Origin of the sequence: Micromonospora sp. LH3U1 (assembly GCF_028475105.1) — a bacterium.
Lineage (GTDB): Bacteria > Actinomycetota > Actinomycetes > Mycobacteriales > Micromonosporaceae > Micromonospora.
Genome location: NZ_CP116936.1, coordinates 2,528,364 through 2,547,641 on the forward strand (window position 1 = coordinate 2,528,364; position 19,278 = coordinate 2,547,641).

Annotated in this window: 19 protein-coding genes; 12 read left to right on the plus strand and 7 right to left on the minus strand. The window is 71.7% G+C overall.

Annotated elements, in window-relative coordinates; translation table 11 throughout:
• Positions 1-142: 142 nt before the first annotated feature.
• The gene (locus tag PCA76_RS11505; protein WP_272617406.1) at positions 143-1,024 is read right to left on the minus strand and encodes a DUF1775 domain-containing protein; all 882 of its coding nucleotides are present in this window, start codon (positions 1,022-1,024) and stop codon (positions 143-145) included.
• 188 nt (positions 1,025-1,212) lie between these two features.
• Between PCA76_RS11505 and thrS the strand changes: the two genes are divergently transcribed.
• Complete coding sequence (gene thrS, locus PCA76_RS11510) at positions 1,213-3,222, plus strand: threonine--tRNA ligase (RefSeq protein WP_272617408.1); 2,010 nt, start codon at positions 1,213-1,215, stop codon at positions 3,220-3,222.
• Between the two features lie 145 nt (positions 3,223-3,367).
• On the opposite strand, the gene PCA76_RS11515 is transcribed toward thrS, so the two are convergent.
• Entirely contained in the window at positions 3,368-4,096 is a 729-nt protein-coding gene (locus PCA76_RS11515) for a D-Ala-D-Ala carboxypeptidase family metallohydrolase (RefSeq protein ID WP_272617410.1), read from the minus strand.
• 176 nt (positions 4,097-4,272) lie between these two features.
• Here PCA76_RS11515 and PCA76_RS11520 point away from each other — a divergent pair, with 176 nt between their 5' ends.
• Positions 4,273-4,785 (plus strand): HIT family protein, encoded by a 513-nt coding sequence (locus tag PCA76_RS11520; protein ID WP_196930193.1) that lies wholly within the window; start codon positions 4,273-4,275, stop codon positions 4,783-4,785.
• 34 nt (positions 4,786-4,819) lie between these two features.
• Here PCA76_RS11520 and PCA76_RS11525 read toward each other — a convergent pair whose 3' ends face one another.
• Complete coding sequence (locus PCA76_RS11525; RefSeq protein WP_272617412.1) at positions 4,820-5,302, minus strand: hypothetical protein; 483 nt, start codon at positions 5,300-5,302, stop codon at positions 4,820-4,822.
• 98 nt (positions 5,303-5,400) lie between these two features.
• On the opposite strand from PCA76_RS11525, the gene PCA76_RS11530 reads away from it, so the two are divergent.
• Positions 5,401-6,459 carry an aldo/keto reductase gene (locus PCA76_RS11530; protein ID WP_272617414.1) on the plus strand — a complete coding sequence of 353 codons (1,059 nt, stop codon included), beginning with the start codon at positions 5,401-5,403 and terminating at the stop codon, positions 6,457-6,459.
• Positions 6,460-6,657: 198 nt separating this feature from the next.
• Here PCA76_RS11530 and PCA76_RS11535 read toward each other — a convergent pair whose 3' ends face one another.
• Positions 6,658-8,814 carry an elongation factor G-like protein EF-G2 gene (locus PCA76_RS11535; protein WP_272617416.1) on the minus strand — a complete coding sequence of 719 codons (2,157 nt, stop codon included), beginning with the start codon at positions 8,812-8,814 and terminating at the stop codon, positions 6,658-6,660.
• Positions 8,815-9,064: 250 nt separating this feature from the next.
• Here PCA76_RS11535 and pgsA point away from each other — a divergent pair, with 250 nt between their 5' ends.
• The 6 genes from pgsA to pdxT all read left to right on the plus strand — a co-directional run bounded on the left by pgsA (position 9,065) and on the right by pdxT (position 14,139).
• Complete coding sequence (gene pgsA / locus PCA76_RS11540; RefSeq protein WP_272617418.1) at positions 9,065-9,694, plus strand: phosphatidylinositol phosphate synthase; 630 nt, start codon at positions 9,065-9,067, stop codon at positions 9,692-9,694.
• Between the two features lie 46 nt (positions 9,695-9,740).
• Positions 9,741-10,673, plus strand: a complete 933-nt coding sequence (locus PCA76_RS11545; protein ID WP_272617420.1) for a phosphatidylinositol mannoside acyltransferase — start codon at positions 9,741-9,743, stop codon at positions 10,671-10,673.
• Between the two features lie 58 nt (positions 10,674-10,731).
• Positions 10,732-11,892 carry a glycosyltransferase family 4 protein gene (locus PCA76_RS11550; RefSeq protein ID WP_272617422.1) on the plus strand — a complete coding sequence of 387 codons (1,161 nt, stop codon included), beginning with the start codon at positions 10,732-10,734 and terminating at the stop codon, positions 11,890-11,892.
• Positions 11,893-11,974: 82 nt separating this feature from the next.
• On the plus strand, positions 11,975-12,478 hold the full coding sequence (locus PCA76_RS11555; protein ID WP_272617424.1) for a hypothetical protein: 504 nt from the start codon (positions 11,975-11,977) through the stop codon (positions 12,476-12,478).
• Between the two features lie 138 nt (positions 12,479-12,616).
• Entirely contained in the window at positions 12,617-13,534 is a 918-nt protein-coding gene (gene pdxS, locus PCA76_RS11560) for a pyridoxal 5'-phosphate synthase lyase subunit PdxS (RefSeq protein WP_272617426.1), read from the plus strand.
• Complete coding sequence (gene pdxT, locus PCA76_RS11565; protein ID WP_442930220.1) at positions 13,531-14,139, plus strand: pyridoxal 5'-phosphate synthase glutaminase subunit PdxT; 609 nt, start codon at positions 13,531-13,533, stop codon at positions 14,137-14,139. Before pdxS ends, pdxT begins: the two co-directional genes overlap by 4 nt.
• A 17-nt stretch (positions 14,140-14,156) precedes the next feature.
• Here the strand turns inward: pdxT and PCA76_RS11570 are convergent, their stop codons facing one another.
• Positions 14,157-15,011, minus strand: coding sequence for a helix-turn-helix transcriptional regulator (locus tag PCA76_RS11570; RefSeq protein ID WP_272617428.1), 855 nt, complete (start codon positions 15,009-15,011; stop codon positions 14,157-14,159).
• A 101-nt stretch (positions 15,012-15,112) separates the two neighbouring features.
• Here PCA76_RS11570 and PCA76_RS11575 point away from each other — a divergent pair, with 101 nt between their 5' ends.
• The 3 genes from PCA76_RS11575 to PCA76_RS11585 all read left to right on the plus strand — a co-directional run bounded on the left by PCA76_RS11575 (position 15,113) and on the right by PCA76_RS11585 (position 17,278).
• Positions 15,113-15,751, plus strand: coding sequence for an NADPH-dependent FMN reductase (locus tag PCA76_RS11575; protein ID WP_272617430.1), 639 nt, complete (start codon positions 15,113-15,115; stop codon positions 15,749-15,751).
• A gap of 232 nt (positions 15,752-15,983) precedes the next feature.
• The gene (locus PCA76_RS11580) at positions 15,984-16,736 is read left to right on the plus strand and encodes a YebC/PmpR family DNA-binding transcriptional regulator (protein WP_204944465.1); all 753 of its coding nucleotides are present in this window, start codon (positions 15,984-15,986) and stop codon (positions 16,734-16,736) included.
• Between the two features lie 74 nt (positions 16,737-16,810).
• Positions 16,811-17,278, plus strand: a complete 468-nt coding sequence (locus tag PCA76_RS11585; protein WP_272617433.1) for a DUF402 domain-containing protein — start codon at positions 16,811-16,813, stop codon at positions 17,276-17,278.
• A gap of 44 nt (positions 17,279-17,322) precedes the next feature.
• Here the strand turns inward: PCA76_RS11585 and PCA76_RS11590 are convergent, their stop codons facing one another.
• On the minus strand, positions 17,323-18,384 hold the full coding sequence (locus PCA76_RS11590; RefSeq protein WP_272617435.1) for an ABC transporter permease: 1,062 nt from the start codon (positions 18,382-18,384) through the stop codon (positions 17,323-17,325).
• Positions 18,381-19,274 carry an ABC transporter ATP-binding protein gene (locus PCA76_RS11595; protein ID WP_272617437.1) on the minus strand — a complete coding sequence of 298 codons (894 nt, stop codon included), beginning with the start codon at positions 19,272-19,274 and terminating at the stop codon, positions 18,381-18,383. Before PCA76_RS11595 ends, PCA76_RS11590 begins: the two co-directional genes overlap by 4 nt.
• Positions 19,275-19,278: the final 4 nt, after the last annotated feature.

The following is a 19,278-nucleotide window of genomic DNA, read 5'->3' on the forward strand; positions in this document are numbered from 1 at the left end:
TGCCCGGCCTGCCCGGCCTGCCCGGTCTGGGCCGCCGCCTGGCCTGGCCGCCCGAGCAGCCCGGGCCATGATCGACTCGGGTTTCTGCAAATCGGGGTGTCCGTGTGGCGTTGATGCCGCGGTTTCCGGGAACCCGAGTGGATCACCGAGATGACGCGGAAACGGCGGGGGCCTCGTCCTTGTCCGTGCGGCCGGTCACCTCGGCGGGCGTCGCGGCGTCGTCCTCGTCCGGTCCGCCGGTCACCTCGGCGAGCGCCGTGGCCTCGGCTGGGTCGCGCCGGCGCCAGCGGCTGACCAGCCAACCGATCGCCGCGCCGCCGCCCAATCCGGCCAGCAGCCCGGCGGCCAACATCCCGTCGGCGCTACCGGACTCCTCGTCCGCGCCGCCCGCACCAGCGGCCGGGGCGTCGACACGGTTGTCCGGAGCAGCCGGCGCACCGGCCGCCGGGGCGCCGTGGCCGCCGTGTCCGACCGGACCCGCCGCTCCAGCGGCCGCCGGCAGCAGGGTGAGCACCGGGGCCCGGTGCGCGCCGTCGGCGTCCGCCCAGCGGACCACCGTGCCGTCGGCGTACGTCTGGACGACCTCGAAGGCGAGTCGCTCCGCCTGCGGCAGCGGGCCCATGGACAGCGCCAGCCGGGCCGGGCCGGCCGGGCTCTCGCCGACCCGGACCCAGGTCACCGCGGTGGTCACCGTGCTCACCCCGGTGGAGTGGAGGCCAGCCACCGGACGATCCAGCGTACGAGAGCTGATCTTGGGTGCCCAGCCGTCGACCGACATCGGGTAGACCTCGGCGACCGGTGCGTCGGCCGGCAACTTGACCTCGATCTGGCGGGTCTTCGTGCCGGCACGCTCCTCCGGCACGATGAACTCCAGGCGTACGGCGTCGCCCTGCCGAGCCTCGGTCGGGGTCGTCGTCACGTCCGCCGCGTACGCCGAACCGGGCCAGAGCAGCAGCCCGGCGGCGGTCAGCGCGGTCACCGCCGCGATCCGCCTCCGGCGCCCACCGCCGTGCGTGCTCGCCATCTTGTGCCCCCATCCGTGTCGACGCGACCGGCACCGGTTCCGGCCACACCTGGTAGTTCGGCTCCGAGGCGCGAAAGGTTCAACGTCGGCCGTCAGGAAGGTGCCCTTCCTTACCGCGGGTGGGTGGACCGATAGCATCGGCAGGGGCCGAGGATCGGCACCGTTTCGTACTGCTTGGAGGAGTCACCGTGTCAGCACCCCGTACCCCCGCCGTGGCCGACCCCGTCGTCGTCGCCGCCGGGACCACGGCGGCCGACGCGGTGGCCGCGGCCGGACTGCCCGCGAACGGCCCCAAGGCGGTCGTGGTGGTCCGCGACCCGTCGGGTCAGCTGCGCGACCTGGACTGGGCGCCGGCTGAGGAGACCGTCGTCGAGCCGGTCAGCCTGGATTCGCCCGACGGGCTCAACGTGCTGCGCCACTCCACCGCGCACGTGCTCGCCCAGGCCGTGCAGGACGTCTTCCCCGAGGCCAAGCTGGGCATCGGCCCGCCGATCGAGAACGGCTTCTACTACGACTTCGACGTCGACAAGCCGTTCCAGCCCGATGACCTCAGCAAGCTCGAGAAGCGCATGCAGGAGATCATCAAGTCCGGGCAGCGGTTCCGCCGCCGCCGCTTCGGCAGCCTCGACGAGGCGCGCTCCGAGCTGGCCGACGAGCCGTTCAAGCTGGAGTTGATCGAGGTCAAGGGCGAGGGCCTGGACACCAACGAGGTGATGGAGGTGGGCGGCGGCGAGCTGACCATCTACGACAACCTCGACGCCAAGGAGGACAAGGTCTGCTGGTCGGACCTGTGCCGGGGCCCACACCTGCCGACCACCCGACTGATCGGCGCGTTCAAGCTGATGCGCTCGGCCGCCGCGTACTGGCGGGGGTCGGAGAAGAACCCGCAACTGCAGCGGGTGTACGGCACCGCGTGGCCGACCCGCGACGAGCTCAAGGCGTACCTGAAGCTGTTGGAGGAGGCCGCCCGGCGCGACCACCGCAAGCTCGGCGCGGACCTCGACCTGTTCAGCTTCCCCGACGAGATCGGCTCCGGCCTGGCGGTCTTCCACCCCAAGGGCGGCATCATCCGCCGGGAGATGGAGGACTACTCGCGGCGCCGGCACGAGGAGGCGGGGTACGAGTTCGTCAACACCCCGCACATCAGCAAGGCGCAGCTCTTCCACACCTCCGGGCACCTGCCGTACTACGCGGACACCATGTTCCCGCCCATGCAGCTGGAGGGCGCGGAATATTACCTCAAGGCCATGAACTGCCCGATGCACAACCTGATCTTCAGGTCGCGCGGGCGGTCGTACCGGGAGCTGCCGCTGCGGATGTTCGAGTTCGGCACGGTCTACCGGTACGAGAAGTCCGGCGTCGTGCACGGCCTGACCCGGGTTCGTGGCCTGACCCAGGACGACTCGCACATCTACTGCACCCGTGAGCAGATGGCCGGCGAGCTGTCCACGCTGCTCAGCTTCGTGCTGGATCTGCTGCGCGACTACGGTCTGGACGACTTCTACCTGGAGCTGTCCACCCGGGACGACTCGCCCAAGTTCATCGGCGCCGACGAGGACTGGGCCGAGGCGACCGAGGCGCTGCGGACCGCCGCCGCGACGTCCGGGCTGGAGCTGGTGCCCGACCCGGGTGGCGCGGCGTTCTACGGGCCGAAGATCTCCGTGCAGGCCCGCGACGCGATCGGCCGGACCTGGCAGATGTCCACCATCCAGGTCGACTTCAACCAGCCGGCGCGGTTCGGGCTGGAGTACCAGGCCGCCGACGGCACCCGGCAGCAGCCCGTGATGATCCACCGGGCGTTGTTCGGGTCGATCGAGCGGTTCTTCGGGGTGCTCACCGAGCACTACGCGGGCGCGTTCCCGGCGTGGCTGGCGCCGGTGCAGGTGGTGGGCATCCCGATCCGCGAGGACCACACCGACTACCTGCACGGCTTCGTCGCGGCGCTGCGGGCCGAGGGGATCCGGGCCCAGGTGGACGCGGGTGACGACCGGATGCAGAAGAAGATCCGGACCGCACAGCAGCAGAAGATCCCGTTCATGGTCATCGCCGGTGACGACGACGTGGCGGCCGGCACGGTCTCCTTCCGCTACCGCGACGGCTCCCAGCGCAACGGGGTGCCGATCGCCGAGGCGGTGACCCACGTCCTGGACGTGGTCAGCTCGCGAACCAACATCGGCCCCTCGGCCGCCGCGGAGTAGCACGCGGTCGCTCGGTCGATCGGTCGAAGATCGCGCACGATCCACGAAGTAGTGGCCTCCCCGCGCCGGGGAGGCCACTACTTCTCTGTTCAAGCGCGATCTCTGCCGTCGCGGCCACCGGTCGCCGGGGCCGGACGGTCCGGCGTCAGATGCCGCAGTTCGGCGCGGACCAACCGCCCACCGCCGCCACATGGGTGTGGTCGTTGTGGTCCGGGTAACCGGGGCCGAGGATCTGCCCGAAGCCGTGGTTGCGGGCCTGCTGGGCCAGCCGGCAGAACGACGGTGACCCGACCAGGTCCACCCCGTCGCCGTACAGGTGCCGGCTGTTCGACGCCCCGCCGACTGCGCTGTTGCAGGCGTAGCTGCGGAAGCTGCTGCTGATCGCGATGTTCACGTCGCCGAGGGCGTGCCGCAGGGCCTGGAGCTTCCACATCGAGACGAGCGCGTTGAACCGCGCGGTGCTCGCCGCGACCGCGCCGCCGGACCAGGTGCTGTTGCAGTTGTTCAGCTCGGCATAGCTGAAGTTGACCGGGGTGCAGTCGTCGTCCTGGAGGGCGTAGAGCCGGTTGAAGGTCTGCGCGCCGGCGACGCCGTCCGCCGACATCCCGTACGCCTGCTGGAAGCGGATGACCGCGGACCTGGTGGCCGGGCCGAACGCGCCGTCGATGGTGAGAACGGCGCCGTAGCCGGGGTAGCCGGCGACCCGGATCTGGAGTTGCCGGACGTCTTCGCCGGACATCCCCTGGGCCAGGGCGCGACCCCAGGTGTAGCAGCCGTCGGCCTGTGCTGCGCCGGCGGTGAGGGTGACGCCGGCCACTGTGGTGGCGGCGGTCAGTGCGAGCGCCGCGAGGATTCTGCCGAGCCGTTGGATCATGTACCTCTCCATCGTTAAATGGAAGTTTCTGAATGTGTGGAAGTTTCAGGTATCGACGTCGATCCGTCAATAACTTGCAGCAAGGAGTTTCCCGGCGGCTGGTGTCGCGGCCCGCCCGCGCGGCTCCGTAGGATCGGCACGTGACTGGGGCGGAACGGGACGCGGACATCGGCGGCATGGCGGACGGCCTGGAGCGGCTCTGGACGCCGCACCGGATGACCTACATCTCCGGCGAGGACCGTCCGGCCGAGGGCTACGAGAAGCCGACCGGCTGCCCCTTCTGCCGGGGGCCCAAGCTGCCGCCGGAGGAGAGCCTGGTGGTGGCCCGTGGTGAGCACGTCTTCGTGGTGCTCAACCTCTACCCGTACAACCCCGGGCACCTGCTGGTCTGCCCCTACCGACACGTCGCCGACTACACCGACCTGGACGTGCCGGAGACCACCGAGCTGGCGTCGTACACCCAGACCGCGATGCGGGTGATCCGCAAGGTGAGCAACGCGCACGGCTTCAACCTGGGCATGAACCAGGGCGGGGTGGCCGGCGCCGGCATCGCCGCACACCTGCACCAGCACGTGGTGCCGCGCTGGGGCGGCGACGCGAACTTCATGCCGGTCATCGGCCGCACCAAGGTCCTGCCGCAGCTGCTCGGCGACACCCGCGACCTGCTCGCCCGCGCCTGGCCGTCCTGACCGCCGCTGGCGCGCGGCGTCCCCGCCGGTCCGGCTACTCGGCGCGCAGCAGCGGGGTCAGCTCCGGCCAGCTCTCCACCCGGTGTACGCGGGGAAGCAGCGCGGCGTGTGCGGCGACCTCCGCCGGACGGGGCCGGAACAGGAAGCGGTGCGGCACCGAGTCGAGGTAGCCGAGCACCTCCAGCTTGTCGTCCACGAAGTGGGTCAGCCCGAGCCGCCGGGCGATCGGTGCCTTGTCCGGCCGGGTGCGGCAGAAGTGCACCCGCTCCACCGAGATGCCGGTGCGCGCCGCGAAGTCGTGGTGGGCCAACCACTCCCGGGTGCGCCGCTCGATGGACTCCCCGCACTTGGACACCAGGTGCACCTCGTCGAACGCCGGGCCGAGCGCCGCGAGCGCGTCGAAAGCCCCGTCGACGCGGGGAGTACGCAGGTAGTGCGCGCCGAAGAACGACGTGTCGGCGTCTCCGTCGGCCGGCTCGATGATCACGCCGCCGATGTCCACACCCAGCCTCCGCATGCCGACGATCATGCCGCACCGGACCGGTGGTTGCGTACCCACGATCCCGCACCGGGATCTGCTGCGCCCCGACCCGGCGGAGGTGGCACGATCGGCCGATGGCAGTCACGACACGGACTTTGGGGCGCAGCGGCATCGAAGTCAGCGCCCTCGGCATGGGGTGCTGGGCGATCGGCGGGCCCTGGGCGGAGGGCACCCAGCCGCTGGGCTGGGGCGCGGTCGACGACGACGAGTCGGTGCGCGCGGTACGCCGCGCGCTCGAGGAGGGCATCACCCTCTTCGACACCGCCGACACGTACGGCGCCGGGCACGGGGAGCGGGTGCTCGGCCGGGCGCTCGCCGGTCGCCGCGACGAGGCCGTGATCGCCACCAAGTGGGGCTACACGTTCGACGAGGAGAGCCGACAGGCCACCGGGGAGGACGCGTCGCCCGCGTACCTGCGACGGGCCGTGACCGACTCGCTACGCCGGCTGGACACCGACCGGATCGACCTCTACCAGCTGCACCTGGCCGACCTGTCGGTGCCGCGGGCGCAGGCGCTGGTCGGCACCTGCGAAGACCTGGTCGCCGAGGGCCTCATCCGGGCGTACGGGTGGAGCACCGACCGCCCCGACCGGGCCACCGCGTTCGGGCACGCCGCCGCCGGTGCCACCGCCGTGCAGCACACCCTGTCGGTGCTGCGCGACGCCCCCGAGCTGCTCGCGGTCTGCGACAAGTACGACCTGGCGAGCGTCAACCAGGGCCCGCTGGGAATGGGGCTGCTCACCGGCAAGTACTCGGCCGGATCGACACTGCCCCGCGACGACGTACGTGGGTTGGCCCCGGGCTGGTTGGAGTGGTTCCGTGGTGGCCGGCCGGCACCGGAGTGGCTGCGCCGGGTCGGCGCGGTCCGCGCCGCGCTCACCGCCGACGGGCGCACCCTCGCCCAGGGGGCGCTGGGCTGGATCTGGGCGCGCAGCGGTCGCACCATCCCGATTCCGGGCTGCCGTACGGTCGCCCAGGTCGAGGAGAACGCCGCGGCGCTGCACTGGGGCCCTTTGCCGGCGGACCAGTTCGTTGAGGTGGAACGGCAGCTGGCTGCCCTGCGCACCGCCGCTCTCCGCGACGCCGACCGCCCCCACTGGCCACGCCCCACCCACCCCACAACCCACCCCTGAGAGCTGTGCGGGCGCCGCACGGGCCGCCGTCGATCACTCGCGCTGGGGATCCGGGCTGGCCGGTCCAGTTGTGCGCCCTTTGCTCTGCTTCAACGGGGGCAACAACATGGTGCTGTTGGTGTTGCCTTGAGTGAAGCAGAGCAAAGGGCGCGAACCAGTGACCGGGTCCCGGGGACGTCGAGCGGGCCCGGCGTGGGGTCAGGGGGTGTGTTCTTTGCGGATCTGGTCGGCCAGGTGGGCGGGCATGGGGTCGTGGCGGACGAAGTGGCGGCGGAAGGTGCCGGTGCCAGCCGTCATCGAGCGCAGCTCGACGGCGTAGCGGAGCAACTCGGTGGCCGGCACCTCGGCGTGCACCAGGCTGCGGCCCTCGGCCTGCGGGTCCGGTTCGGTCCCGAGCACTCGGCCGCGTCGGCCGGACAGATCGCCCAGCACCGTGCCCACCGAGCCGTCCGGCACCCGGATGGTGACCTCGTCGATGGGCTCCAGCAGCGCCGGCTGGCCCCGGTCGGCGGCGTCGCGCAGGGCCAACGCGCCGGCGGTCTGGAAGGCCGCGTCGGACGAGTCGACGCTGTGCGCCTTCCCGTCGACCAGGGTCACCCGCAGGTCCACCACCGGGTGGCCGACGACCAGACCGCGCTCGAGTTGGGCACGGACGCCCTTCTCCACCGACGGGATGTAGTTGTGCGGCACCGCGCCGCCGACGACCCGGTCGACGAACTCGAAGCCACTGCCCGGAGGCAGGGGCTCGACCTCGATGTCGCAGACCGCGTACTGGCCGTGGCCCCCGGACTGCTTGACGTGCCGGCCGTGCCCCGTCGTGGGCACGGTCAGCGTCTCGCGCAGCGACACCTTGACCGGCTCGGTGTCCACCTCGACACCACCGGCGCGGAGCCGGTCGAGCACCACGTCCGCGTGTGCCTCGCCCATGCACCAGAGCACCAGCTGGTGGGTCTCCGGGTTGCGCTCCAGCCGCAGCGTGGGGTCGCCGGCGACCAGACGGGCGAGGTTGCGGGCCAGTGCGTCCTCGTCGGCGCGGCTGTGGGCGACGATGGCCACCGGCAGCAGCGGCTCCGGCATCTCCCAGGGTGCGATCAGCAGCGGGTCGCCCTTGGCGGAGATGGTGTCGCCGGTCTCGGCGCTGCCCGACTTGGTGATCGCACAGATGTCGCCGGCCACGCAGAGCTGCACCTCGCGCAAAGTGGCGCCCAGCGGGGTGTAGATGTGCCCGACCCGCTCGTCGGCGTCGTGGTCGGGGTGCCCGCGTTCGGCCATGCCGTGCCCGGAGACGTGCACGATCTGGTCGGGGCGCAGCGTGCCGGAGAAGACCCGGACCAGCGACACCCGCCCGACGTGGCGGTCGACGGTGGTCTTGACGACCTCGGCGACCAACGGTCCGTCCGGGTCGCAGGTCAGCGGCGGACGCGGTGAGCCGTCCACGCCCGTCACGGCCGGCAACTCGTGCTCCAGCGGCGACGGGAACGCGGCGGTCAGCACCTCCAGCAGCACGTCCAGCCCGACACCGGTCTGGGCGCAGACCGGCACCACCGGGTAGAAGTGGCCCCGGGCGACGGCCTTCTCCAGGTCGTCGATGAGCACCTCGGTGCTGATCTCCTCGCCGTCGAGGTAGCGGTCCATGAGGGTCTCGTCCTCGCTCTCGGCGATGATCCCCTCGATCAGCTCGTCGCGGGACTCGTCGATGGCCCGCTGGTGCTCCGGGTCCGGGTCGCGGACGTCGGCCGGGAGCCCGGCGGTGTAGTCGAAGACCCGGCGGGTGATCAGGCCGAGCAGGCCGTCGGTGGACACACCGTCGTCGCCGAGCAGAGGCAGGTAGAGGGGCATCACGTTGTCGCCGAAGAGGCGCTGGCAGAGCGCCACCGCCTCGTCGACGTCGGCGCGGGGCTGGTCCAGTCGGGCCACCGCGACCGCGCGGGGCATGTCGACGGCCGCGCACTCCTCCCACAGCGCGACGGTGGCGGCGTCCATGCCACCCGCCGCGGAGACGACGAAGAGCGCGGCGTCGGCGGCCCGCAGCCCGGCGCGCAGCTCGCCGACGAAGTCGGCGTACCCGGGGGTGTCCAGCAGGTTGACCTTGATGCCGTTGTGCAGCAGCGGCGCGCAGGACAGGCTGACCGAGCGCTGTTGCCGTACGGCCGCGGGGTCGTGGTCGCCGACCGTGGTGCCGTCGACCACGGTGCCGGCCCGGCCGATCGTGCCGGTGGCCGCGAGTAGCGCCTCGACCAGGGTCGTCTTGCCCGCCCCGGAGTGCCCGACGAGCACCACGTTGCGAACCCGCTCGGGCTCGGTCATCACCGGCGTGCCGCCGGTGGAACCCTTCTCCTGATTTTTTTGCGCCATGGGGCGCACCTCCCTCAGCCGGTGGTGGGTGGCGACCGCCGCGCGACGGAGAGCGGCCCGGGGCGAGTGCGCGGCGATATCCTCCGGTGGTCTGCTGCACAGCGGGAACGGGACGGGCGGACGGGTGAGCTGGCTCACCTCCCGGCTCGATCTCACACCCGTTGTCGGGTAGGCACAAGCTTCTCCTGGGCGGGTCGGCGGGACCGGCCGTTCCGCCGGAGCTGGGCGGACCGTTATCGTGGGGACCGCCATGGCGAAGATCTTCCAAGTGTCGGCCCGCGCGGGGATGACCCGCGTCGTCGAGCCGATTGCCCGCGCCCTTCTGCGCGCGGGCGTTACTCCCAATGCCGTCACCGTTGCGGGCACCGTTGGTGTGCTCGTCGGCGCGCTCGGCTTCGGTGCTCGCGGCCACCTGGTCGCGGGCGCGTTGATCGTTACCCTGTTCGCGCTCACCGACCTGCTCGACGGGACGATGGCCCGGATGAGCGGTGGCTCCACCAAGTTCGGGGCGTTCCTCGACTCAAGCATGGACCGGGTCGCCGACAGCGCCGTCTTCGGTGCGGTCGCGTACTGGCTGGCCACGCAGGGCAACCACTCCGGGGTGGCTGCCGCGTTGGTCTGCCTGGCCGCCGGCGGTCTGGTCTCCTACGTGAAGGCTCGCGCCGAAGGGCTCGGCATGACCTGCAACGTGGGCATCGCGGAGCGCACCGAGCGGCTGCTGATCGTCGGGGTCGGTGGGATCCTCACCGGCCTGCACGTGAAGCCGGCGCTGGAGATCGCGCTGTGGCTGCTCGCCGCAGTGTCGATCTTCACGGTGGGGCAGCGGATGACGCACGTCTACCGCCAGGCCCAGCAGCTCCAGCCGGACGGCCAGGCGTGAGTGGCGCGTCGGCGACCCGGCGCCGGACGACCGGCGGCCGGGCCGCGTGAACCTCACCGAGCTCGGCTACGTCGCCGGCTGGCGGGTGGTCCGGGCGCTACCTCGCCCGCTGGTGGCGGCGGCGTTCCAGGCGGGCGCGGACCGCGCCCACCGCGCCGGCGGCGCGGGTACGGCCCGACTGCGCGCGAACCTGCGCCGGGTGGTCGGCCCGGAGCTGCCCGAGGACGAGCTGGACGATCTCGTCAAGCGCGGGCTCCGCTCGTACGCCCGGTACTGGATGGAGGCGTTCCGCCTGCCCGCGTTGAGTCGAGAGCAGATCCTGTCCGGCTTCCGGCTCGATGGCGCGGAGATGCTCGCCGCCGACGTGGCCGCCGGTCGGGGCGCGGTGGTGGCGCTGCCGCACGCCGGCAACTGGGACGCCGCGGGCGCCTGGGTGGCGGCCACCGGTTGGCCGATCACCACGGTCATGGAGCGGCTCAAGCCGGAGGGCGTGTACAAGCGTTTCCTGGCGTTCCGAGAGGTCCTCGGGATGGAGATTCTGCCGACCCACGGTGGGCCGCGCCCGGCGTTCGACGTGCTGCTGGACCGCGTACGTGCCGGCGCGGTGGTGCCGCTGTTGGCCGACCGGGACCTCTCCGCCCGTGGGGTGGAGGTGGACTTCTTCGGCGGGAAGACCCGGATGCCGGCCGGGCCTGCGCTGCTCGCCCTGCACACCGGTGCGCCCCTCTACGTGGCCTCGTTGTGGTACGAATCGGACACGGCGTGCGCGGCGCTGGCCGGCCCGCTGCCGGTGCCGGGGCCCGAGGTGGGGCCCCTGGACCAGCGGGTCCGATTGCTGACCCAGCTGATCGCCGACCGTCTGGCGGCGGGCATCGCCCGGCATCCGGAAGACTGGCACATGTTGCAGCGGATGTGGCTGGACCAGCGGGGGGCGGGGGACGGCACGGCGCTGCCCTCGTCGGCCTCCGGTCAGGGCTGAGGGGGTGGTGGGCACGGTGGGATGGTGTCCCGCAGTCGTGGACAGGGGGCGCTGACGCATGCGGATCGGCATCGTGTGCCCGTACTCCTTCGACGTCCCCGGTGGGGTGCAGAACCACGTCATGGACCTCGCCGAGGCGCTGATCGTGCTCGGCCACGAGGTCAGCGTGCTCGCCCCGGCTGACGAGGACTCGCCGGTGCCGGAGTACGTGGTGTCCGCCGGTCGTGCCGTGCCGCTGCCGTACAACGGTTCGGTGGCCCGGATCGCGTTCGGCCCGGTCTCGACCGCCCGGGTCCGGCGGTGGATCACCAACGGCGACTTCGACGTGCTGCACGTGCACGAGCCGCTCACGCTCAGCCTGTCGCTGCTGGCCGTGCTCTCCGCCCGCGGCCCGGTGGTGGCCACGTTCCACACCGCGATGACCCGTTCGCGGGTGCTGGCGGCCGCGCAGGGTGTGCTCCAGATCGTGTTGGAGCGGATCACCGCCCGGATCGCGGTCAGCGCGCTGGCCCGCAAGGTGCAGGTCGAGCACATGGACGGCGGCGCGGTGGAGGTCCCCAACGGGGTGGCGGTCGTCAAGTTCGCCGACGCCGAGCCGTTGCCGGGCTGGCCGGGGGAGTGCGCCCCGGGCACCGGCGGCACGCTGGGCTTCCTGGGCCGGTTCACCGAGGCGCGCAAGGGCTTCCCGGTGCTGCGCGACGCGTTCGTGGCGTTGTCCGCCACCCGGCCCGGGCTGCGGTTGCTCGTCGCCGGCCCGGGTGACCCCGACGACCTGTACGACCAGTTCCCTGCCGAGTTGCATGAGCGGGTCACGTTCCTCGGCCTGGTCACCGAACCGGACAAGGCGCGGATGCTGCGCAGTGTGCACCTCTACGTGGCACCGAACACCGGCGGCGAGTCGTTCGGCATGATCCTCACCGAGGCGCTGGCGGCGGGGACCACCGTGGTCGCCAGCGATCTGGACGCGTTCCGGCGGGTGCTCGACGGTGGGCGCGCCGGTCGGCTCTTCCCCACCGGTGACCCGGTGGGGCTGCGCGACGCGGTGACCGAGCTGTTGGACGACCCGGCCGGGCGGGCCACGCTGAGCGCCTGCGGCGATCAGGTGGTGGCGAATTTCGACTGGCCGGTGGTTGCTCGCCGTGTGGTGGAGGTATACGCAGCGGCGATCGAGGCAACCGACGGGCGGGTCATCGACCAGGAATGGGTGGGGCTGGGCTGAACCGGCGTGACGGATGGTGCGGTGGTGACCGGGCGACCGGCGTGGCCGTGCCCAAACGGAGTCGAAACGGAGCAGCACTACGATGCCGCACATGTGGTGGGTGGTGGCCGCGAGCGTGGTCGTGGGGCTCGTCGCCGCGTACCTCATCTGGACCGCCGGCCGGGTAGAGCGGCTGCAGGGCCGCGCGGAGCTGGCGGCCCGGGCTCTTGACGCCCACCTCCTGCGCCGGGCTGCGGCGGCCGCCGTGCTGGCCGAGCGGCACTTCGGCGTCGAGCTGTACGCGGCGGCGCGGATCGCCCTGGACGCCAGCCCGGATGAGCGGGAAGCGGCGGAGAACGACCTCACCCGGCAGTTGCGTGTCGTCCAGTTGGATGCGGGCGATCCGGACTGTGCGGCGGTGATCGCCGCCAGCCGTCGGCTCGCGCTGTCCCGGCAGGTACACACCGACCTGGTTCGGGACGCCCGCTCGGCGCGCAGCCGGCCCTTGGTGCGGTTGTTGCGGATGGGGCGGGGCCGGGAGTGGCCGCGCTACTTCGACATCGACGATCCGACCCTCACCGTCCCGGCGGACGTCCCCGCCGCCTGACCCGCAGCGTCGCGGGCGGGCCGGTGACCAGGGCCACAGTGCAGGCCACCGGGGGTCTGATTGGCTGTCGGTACGGCGTTGACCCGCGCGTAGCATTTTCGCTGCCACCCCCAGAGCACGTCCAAGGAGCGATGCCCCGTGCCTGAAAACACCGCCTCGAACACCGGTACCGCCCCCGTCGTCGGCACCGCCCGCGTGAAGCGTGGCATGGCCGAGATGCTCAAGGGTGGCGTGATCATGGATGTGGTCAACGCCGAGCAGGCCAAGATCGCTGAGGACGCCGGCGCCGTCGCGGTGATGGCCCTGGAGCGGGTGCCCGCCGACATCCGTGCGCAGGGCGGCGTGTCCCGGATGAGCGACCCCGACATGATCGACGGGATCATCGAGGCGGTCTCCATCCCGGTGATGGCCAAGGCCCGCATCGGCCACTTCGTGGAGGCGCGGATCCTCCAGTCGCTCGGGGTGGACTACGTCGACGAGTCCGAGGTGCTGACCCCGGCCGACTACGCGAACCACATCGACAAGTGGGCCTTCACGGTGCCCTTCGTGTGTGGCGCGACCAACCTGGGTGAGGCGCTGCGCCGGATCACCGAGGGTGCTGCCATGATCCGCTCCAAGGGGGAGGCGGGCACCGGTGACGTCTCCAACGCCACCACCCACATGCGCAAGATCCGCCAGGAGATCCGTCGGCTGTCCTCGCTGCCGACCGACGAGCTGTTCGTCGCGGCCAAGGAGCTGCAGGCCCCGTACGAGCTGGTCAAGGAGGTCGCCGAGAGCGGCAAGCTGCCGGTGGTGCTGTTCACCGCCGGCGGGATCGCCACCCCGGCCGACGCGGCGATGATGATGCAGCTCGGCGCCGAGGGTGTCTTCGTCGGCTCCGGCATCTTCAAGGCGGGCAACCCGGCTCAGCGGGCCGCCGCGATCGTCAAGGCCACCACCTTCCACGACGACCCGGACGTGCTGGCGAAGGTCTCCCGCGGTCTCGGCGAGGCCATGGTCGGCATCAACGTCGACGAGATCCCGCAGCCGCACCGCCTGGCCGAGCGCGGCTGGTGAGCAACGCGCCCGTGATTGGTGTGCTCGCGCTCCAGGGGGACGTCCGCGAGCACGTGGCGGCGCTGGCCGCCGCGGGCGCGGACGCCCGCCCGGTCCGCCGTCCGGCGGAGCTGGACGCGGTCGACGGCCTGGTCGTCCCCGGCGGCGAGTCCACCACCATCAGCAAACTCGCCGACATCTTCGAGATGCGTGAGCCGATCGACAAGCGGATCGCCGACGGCCTGCCGGTCTACGGCTCCTGCGCCGGCATGATCATGCTGGCGACCGAGGTGCTCGACGGCCGACCCGACCAGCGGGGTTTCTCCGGCATCGACATGACCGTCCGGCGCAACGCGTTCGGCCGGCAGGTCGACTCGTTCGAGGCGCCGGTGGAGATCGCCGGGGTGCCGGGTGAGCCGTTCCACGCGGTGTTCATCCGTGCGCCGTGGGTCGAGCGGGTCGGTGCCGGCGTCCAGGTGATCGGGACGGTGACCGGTGGCCCGGCCGCCGACCGCATCGTGGCGGTCCGGCAGGGCAACCTGCTGGCCACCTCGTTCCACCCGGAGCTGACCGGCGACCTGCGCGTGCACGCGTACTTCGTGGACCTGGTGCGGGCCGCTCGTTGACGGTGTGAATCGGCAGGTCAGCCGGCGACCGCGCGTAGCTGTCCCGGGCGGCGGCCCGCCAACTGGTCGAGTGCGGCCGCGGTGGCGGGGTCGGCGGGTAGCTGCACCACCAGTCGTTGCGGATCGGCCTCGGCCAACTCCAGCGTCTCGTAGCTGAGGCGCAGCAGATCGACTGCCGGATGGCGCACGGTCAGCAGTCCGCTACGCGCGGCGGCAACTGGTCGCCGCTGCCACCGGTCGGTGAACGGCGCGCCCACCGTGCGGGCCAGTCGCTCGGCAAAGGCGTCGGTGGCCGGGTCGCCCCGACGCAGCAGGTGCAACTCGGCGATCTGCTGGTCGGCCAGCGCCGACCACTGCGGGAAATGCGCACGGGCCCGCTCGTCGGTCAGCACGTACCAGGTCAGGTTCGGTCGCGTTCCGTCGAGCAGGCCGAGCGGGTGGGCCAGCAGGTCGAACGGCTCGTTCCAGGCCAGCACGTCGCCGAGCCGGTTGAGCACGTACGCCGGGGTGTCGCGCAGCGCGTCGAGCATGGCGCGGACCGTCGGCCGCACGGCGCGGGAAACCGTCGGCCGGGCACCCGAGCAGAGCTGGTGGGCGTGCTGGGCCGAGGCGAGCTGCCGCAGGTGTTCCCGGTCGGCGTCGTTCAGGCGCAGGGCATCGGCGAGCGCGGCGAGGATCTCCGGCGACGGACGGGTGTCGCGGCCCTGCTCCAGCCGGGTCAGGTACTCAACGCTGACCTGCGCCAACGTCGCCAACTCGGCCCGGCGCAGCCCGGGCGTACGTCGGCGCGGGCCCTCGGCGAGGCCCACCTCGGCTGGTCGCCGGGCCTCCCGGCGACTGCGGAGGAACGCGCCCAACTCTCCGTCAATCACCGACTCAGTCTGGCAGCCGCCGCCTACCGGTGGGTGGCCCTGGTAAGGCCATCCTCGCGGCGGTCTGCCCGCATCTCCGCGCAGCTCGCAGGATCGTGGTCATGAGAGACATGCAGAGCACAGGACCGCTGCGGATCGGTGTGATCGTCGGTAGCACCAGGCCCGGCCGACGAGGCGGGGCGATCGCCCACTGGGTCATGGACGTGGCCGAGCGGCACGAGGCGGTACGCGCCGGGGACGCGGTCTTCACGCTGGTCGACCTCGCGGAGCAGGCGTTGCCGCTGCTCGACGAGCCGGTGCCCGCGCTGTTCGGCGACTACCGGCGCCCGCACACCCGGCGTTGGGCGGCCGTGGTGGACGCCTGCGACTCGTTCGTCTTCGTCACCCCGGACTACAACCGCTCAATACCGGCCGCGCTCAAGAACGGCATCGACTACCTGTACGCGGAGTGGACCGACAAGGTGGCCGGGGTCCTGAGCTACGGCGTGCAGGGCGGCAACCGGGCCGCCGACCACCTGCGGGCGATCCTCACCGAGGTGCGGACCGTGGTGGTGCCGACGGGAGTGGCTCTGTCGATCCTCACCGATTTCGACTTCACGGGGGCCGACCCCGGTGACCGGACCGCCGGCCGCTTCGCGCCGGGCGACGGCCGGGAGGCGGAGCTGTCGACGATGCTCGGCGAGGTCGTGACCTGGTCCCGGGCGCTGCGTCCGGTCGGTCGGGCGCTGCTCGGGTCGTAGTCGTCCAAGGATTTTCGTACCGTCTGCCCCGGTCCGGGCGGGCGGTACGATGCCGCCGCGCGCGGTGCATGACAGCGACCCGGGGGACGTCGGTAGGATTGCGGAGATTCGGCAGGGCCATCTGCCCGCCACAGCTTCCACCAGAGCTGACCGGCACCTCCGCGTGCGCCGGCGGGAGCGAGGCGTGAGCGGTGCGGTCGATGCAGACGGCGGGTAGCAACGGAGGTAGAAGATGTCCGGCCACTCAAAGTGGGCGACGACCAAGCACAAGAAGGCCGTCATCGACGCCAAGCGCGGCAAGATGTTCGCCAAGCTGATCAAGAACGTCGAGGTGGCCGCGCGGATCGGCGGCGGCGACCCCACCGGCAACCCGACGCTCTTCGACGCCATCCAGAAGGCGAAGAAGAGCTCGGTGCCGAACGACAACATCGACCGCGCCGTCAAGCGCGGCTCCGGCCTGGAGGCCGGCGGCGCCGACTGGCAGACGATCATGTATGAGGGGTACGGCCCGAACGGCGTGGCCATGCTCATCGAGTGCCTCACCGACAACCGCAACCGGGCGGCGACCGAGGTGCGTACCGCGCTGACCCGCAACGGCGGCTCGCTCGCCGACGCCGGCTCGGTGTCGTACATGTTCTCCCGTAAGGGAGTGGTGATCGTGCCCAAGGAGGGCACCAGCGAGGACGACGTGATGCTGGCTGTCCTCGACGCCGGCGCCGAAGAGGTCAACGACCTCGGTGAGGCGTACGAGGTGGTCTCCGAGCCGACCGATCTGATCCCGGTGCGCACAGCGTTGCAGGACGCGGGCATCGAGTACGAGTCGGCCGAGTCCTCCCTCATCCCCAGCATGAACATCCCGCTGGACGAAGAGGGCGCTCGCAAGATCTTCAAGCTGATCGACGTTCTCGAAGACTGCGACGACGTGCAGAACGTCTACGCGAACTTCGACATCTCCGATGACGTGATGGCGGCAGTCGACGCCTGACGGTCGGAGCCCGCTTGATCGACTCGGTTTCGCTGATGTCGGGGTGTCCCCTGCGCGGGGATGCCGCGATTTCCGTGAAACTGAGTCGATCGAGGAGGTGGCACCCGTGGGAGACCGCCGGGCACCGCTCCTGGTGGGGGCACGGCAAGCTGATGCTGCAACGCCCCGGTGAGGCGCACTCGATCGACGTGTTCTGGGCGGGGCCGGAGCGGGACTTCGCCGGCTGGTATTTCAACCTCCAGGACCCGGTGCGGCGTACCCCGATCGGGGTGGACACTCTGGACCACGAGCTGGACCTGTGGTGGGGTGCGGACACTGGCCGGTACGTCTGGAAGGACGTGGAGATTTTCGCCGAGCGCCTCGTCGAGGGGCGCTACCCGGGCATGGGGGATGCCATCCAGGCCGAGGGTGACCGGATCGCGGCCCTGCTCGACGCGGGTGAGCGCTGGTGGGACCCGGCGTGGGCGCAGTGGCAGCCCGACCCGGCCTGGTCGGCGCCCCCGCTGCCCGCCGGCTGGGACCGGGTTCCGCCCGCCCGCTGACCCGGCGTCCGATCAGGACACCGACGCCCACGCGAAACCTCCGCTCAGCCGATCGTCTCCCGCTCCCGCCAGGCGGTACGCAGGGAGGTCCGGCCGTTGGTGCGTAGCAGCGATCCCTCGTACACCCGGGCACCGGCGACCAGGAACGCACCAGCGGCGAGCAGCAGGATGGCCAACGAGACGAACGGCTCCCAGCCGGCCGCGTCACCGGTGAACAACCGCAGCGGCATGGCCGTCGGCGAGGAGAACGGCAGGTAGGACAGCACCCGCATCGCGGTGGCGTTGTCGTTCAGGAAGATCACCGCGAAGAACGGCAGCATGACGGCGAACTGCACCGGCGTCGACACGGCCGCGATGTCCTCCTGCCGGTTGGCCAGGGCGCCGGCCGCCGCCCACATCGCCGCGAGTAGCACGAAACCGAGCAGGAAGAACGGCACGAACCAGCCGATCGCCGGGGCGAGCAGGGTGAGCAGGCCGCCACTGTCGCCGATCTGCATGCCGATGACCGCCACCACCGCGATCAGCGCGATCTGTGCGAATGCCAGGATGCCGCCGGCCACCACCTTGCCGGCCATCAGCGCTCGGACCGGTATGGCGGCGACCAGGATCTCGACGATCCGGGTCTGCTTCTCCTCGGTGACGCTCTGCGCAATCTGCAGACCGAAGGTCTGCGAGGTGATGAAGAAGACGAACGCGAAGACGAACGGCACCAGGAACGCCACCACCGGGTCGACCGCGTCCGGGTCGAGTAGCTGCACCGGCGGCGCGCTGCTCAGCGCCCGGACCACGTCGTTCGGGGCCTCGTCCAGCGCGAGCACCTTCGGGCCGGAGACCACCGCGGCATCCACGTCACCGTCGCGGACGGCCTGTTCGGCGGCCCGGTCGTCGGCCACCACGCGGACGTCGAGGCCGGCGGCCCGCAGAGGGCCAGCGGCCTCCTGAGTGACCGCGACGCTCTCCGGCCCGCCGGAGAGCAGCGGCGGCAGGATGGTGCCCGCCGCGGCGATCAGCAGGAAGAAGAGCGTGCCGAACAGGAAGGTACGGTCGCGCAGCTTGACCCGGATCTCGCGTTCGGCGACCAGTCGGGTGGCCTGGGTGGTGTTCACTGGGTGACCTCTCGGAAGATCTCGGTGAGCGAGGGGCTGACCGGGCGGAAGGCGCGGACCGGGCCACGGGCCAGGGCCGCCTGCAGCACGGGCTGTTCGTCGGCGCCGGCCGGCAGGTCGAAGACCACTCGCGCGCCGTCCAGCTCGACCAGGGTCACCCCGGGGTGGTCGCGCACCCAGCCGGCGTCACTCGCCACCACCAGCTCGTAGCGGGGCACGGTGTACGAGTCGCGCAGTTGCTGCCGGCTGCCGGCGGCCCGGATCACTCCGTCGCCAATGATCACAAGGTCGTCGCAGAGGCGTTCCACGACGTCGAGCTGGTGGCTGGAGAAGAGCACCGGCGCTCCGGCCGAGGCCCGTTCCCGCAGCACGGTGACGACGGTGTCCACGGCCAGCGGGTCGAGGCCGGAGAACGGCTCGTCGAGCACCAGCACCTCGGGGTCGTGCACCAGCGCCGCTGCGATCTGGGCGCGTTGCTGGTTGCCCAGCGACAGCGTCTCCAGCAGGTCGTCGCCGCGTTCGCCGAGCCCGACCCGTTCCAGCAGCGTGTCGGTGGCACGCCGTGCCGCGGGGGCGTCCAGGCCGTGCAGCCGGCCCAGGTAGGTCACCTGCTCCCGGGTGGTCATCTTGGGGTAGAGGCCCCGCTCCTCCGGCATGTAGCCGAAGCGCCGCCGGTCCTGCCGGGTCAGCTTCGTGCCGTCCCAGCTGACCTCGCCGGCGTCGGGGGCGAGCACACCCAGGATGATTCGCATGGTGGTGGTCTTGCCGGCGCCGTTGGCGCCCACGAAACCGGTCATCCGGCCGGCGGCCACCTCGAAGGACACGTTGTTGAGCACCTGCCGGTCGCCGAAACTACGGTCGACGCCGTCGAGGCGAAGCGTTCTGGTCACGCAC